This window comes from Limibacillus sp., from assembly GCA_037379885.1.
GTDB lineage: Bacteria > Pseudomonadota > Alphaproteobacteria > Kiloniellales > CECT-8803 > JARRJC01.
This window is the reverse complement of the sequence record JARRJC010000124.1, coordinates 1-1,971: the sequence shown is the minus strand read 5'-3', so window position 1 is coordinate 1,971 and position 1,971 is coordinate 1. Positions and strand designations below refer to the sequence as shown.

3 protein-coding genes are annotated in these 1,971 nt (G+C 55.8%); all 3 read left to right on the top strand.

Annotated features, from left to right (window positions below; all coding sequences use genetic code 11):
* Window positions 1-375 (top strand): hypothetical protein (locus P8X75_15250; GenBank protein ID MEJ1996537.1); only part of this gene is annotated, 375 nt, incomplete at its 5' end.
* A gap of 296 nt (window positions 376-671) precedes the next feature.
* On the top strand, window positions 672-1,013 hold the full coding sequence (locus P8X75_15245) for a hypothetical protein (protein ID MEJ1996536.1): 342 nt from the start codon (window positions 672-674) through the stop codon (window positions 1,011-1,013).
* A 160-nt stretch (window positions 1,014-1,173) separates the two neighbouring features.
* A complete protein-coding gene (locus tag P8X75_15240) occupies window positions 1,174-1,944 on the top strand; it encodes an ATPase domain-containing protein (protein MEJ1996535.1) in 771 nt (256 codons plus the stop codon).
* Window positions 1,945-1,971: the final 27 nt, after the last annotated feature.

Here is a 1,971-nt window from a genome sequence, read left to right as displayed (position 1 = left end):
CTGGCTCCGGATGACCACGAGGCCCTCGTGCACGGGATCGGCGAGCAGGTGACCGCTGATTGGTATGCCACTCGCTTTCAGAATCTAGATGCGAAGCAGCGGAATCTTCTGAGTGCCTACCTGGGGCGGCGGATTATGGGTCGCATCGAACGCAGAGTGCTTTTGCATACCATTAGCCGCCTGTGGATTGATTACCTGACTGACATTGAGGATCTGCGCCGCGGTATCGGTCTCGAAGCATATGGTCAGCGGGATCCATTGGTCGAATACAAGCGACGCGCCTTTGAGTTGTTCGAGGAACTCGGGGACAACATCCGAAGGACAGTGGTTCGCTCCTTGTTCCGACAGGCGCCGGAACCGCTCGGCGGCCAGTAAAGAGACTGGGTCTATCGTCTTTCATGGAGTTTTGTAGCTGATGACGCGCATATCGCGATTCGGTGCCAAGTTCCATTGCTCCATTCGCGCGCTTGATCTTTTCGAGCGAAGATGTTACAATAAGGATGCAGGCGCACCAAATCGAGAGAGCCCAGGTTAGGGGACAAGACCGTACACGGGGCCACGTATACTCGAGAACTGCGGCAGAGGGACCAGCAAGAGGGAAGAACAAGCCCTGTAGGCAAGAGGGAGGTGCAACGTTGGTCTTCAGCGGAGAAGATTTCACGACAAGGCTCATGAACGACATGGACCCACCGCTCTTGGACCTGGTCAAGACCAAGGTGAATTCATTCATCAAGTGGGACTTGGTTCGCTTTCTGCGGGAGAATCCAAACACGGCCGACACGGCAGAGAACATAGCCAAATATGTTGGCCGGAACGCTGCTACCGTTGAGCCGGAACTGCATGAGCTGGTGGAGTCCGAAATCATGGAGGTCAAGACGGTGGACGGGCTGCCAGTCTATTCGCTCACAACCAATGCAAGCACCCGAGAACTGCTTGACCGTTTTATCACGGCTTGTGAAGACCGCCATTTCCGGGTCAAGGTGATCTATCACATCGTCCGCGGTATGCGGTAGACGCCGGGTAGGTCAAGCCAGTGCTGATTCCATGCATTCCGCGCCAGCCGTGCGTCTGTCTCGCACGACCGATCCGTGCCGGAGCGGGCGGGGCTCTGACCAGATCGTATTAGGGCCGGACCGGTGAATCGAGCGCCGCGTCGACAGGAGGCGAGAGACTATGGGCAGTGAACGGGTAAGTACGGATATCAAAGGCCTTGATGAGATGCTGCAGGGTGGCTTTCTTCCCCAGACGGCCAATCTCGTTGAGGGACCGCCGGGGACAGGCAAGAGCACATTCGGCATGCAATTCATCTATAATGGCATTCATTATCACGATGAACCGGGGCTGATTCTCACCTTTGAGGAATTTCCTCAGCAGTACTATCGCGATGCAGAAAGCTTTGGTTGGAATTTCCGCGAGTTGGAACGCGAGGGCAAACTGCGCGTGATCATGACGAGCCCGGAGGTCAGCCGCTCCGATCTGGAAAGCGTGGGAGGTACGATTGAGACCTTGGCCCGCGAGATGGGAGCGCGGCGCATATTGGTGGACAGTATTTCCCACTTTGATCAGTTGACCACGGACTCGATCGAGTTTCGCTCCACTGTCTATGGATTTATCAATTCGCTCAAGCGTGAGGGATTGACCAGCGTCCTGACGCGCGAGAGCGCGGTTCTGCTCGGCGGTGAAGAGGAAGAGAATCTCATTGCCTACGTGGTCGATAGCTACATCATGTTGCGATATGTTGAGATCGAAAGCGCCATCCGCAAAGCTCTGCTCGTCCTGAAGCTTCGGGGTAGCGATCATGCCAAGGACATTCGCCAGTTCGAGATCACGAGTCAAGGCCTTGAGATCATGTCGAGGTTCGAAGGACAGGAAGGCATCATGAGTGGTAGTCCACGGCGGATGGTAGAAGCGTTTGACAAGGCCTTTCGGCCCCGTGGCAACTAGAGAGGGGAACGTAAGGAAAACCGGGAG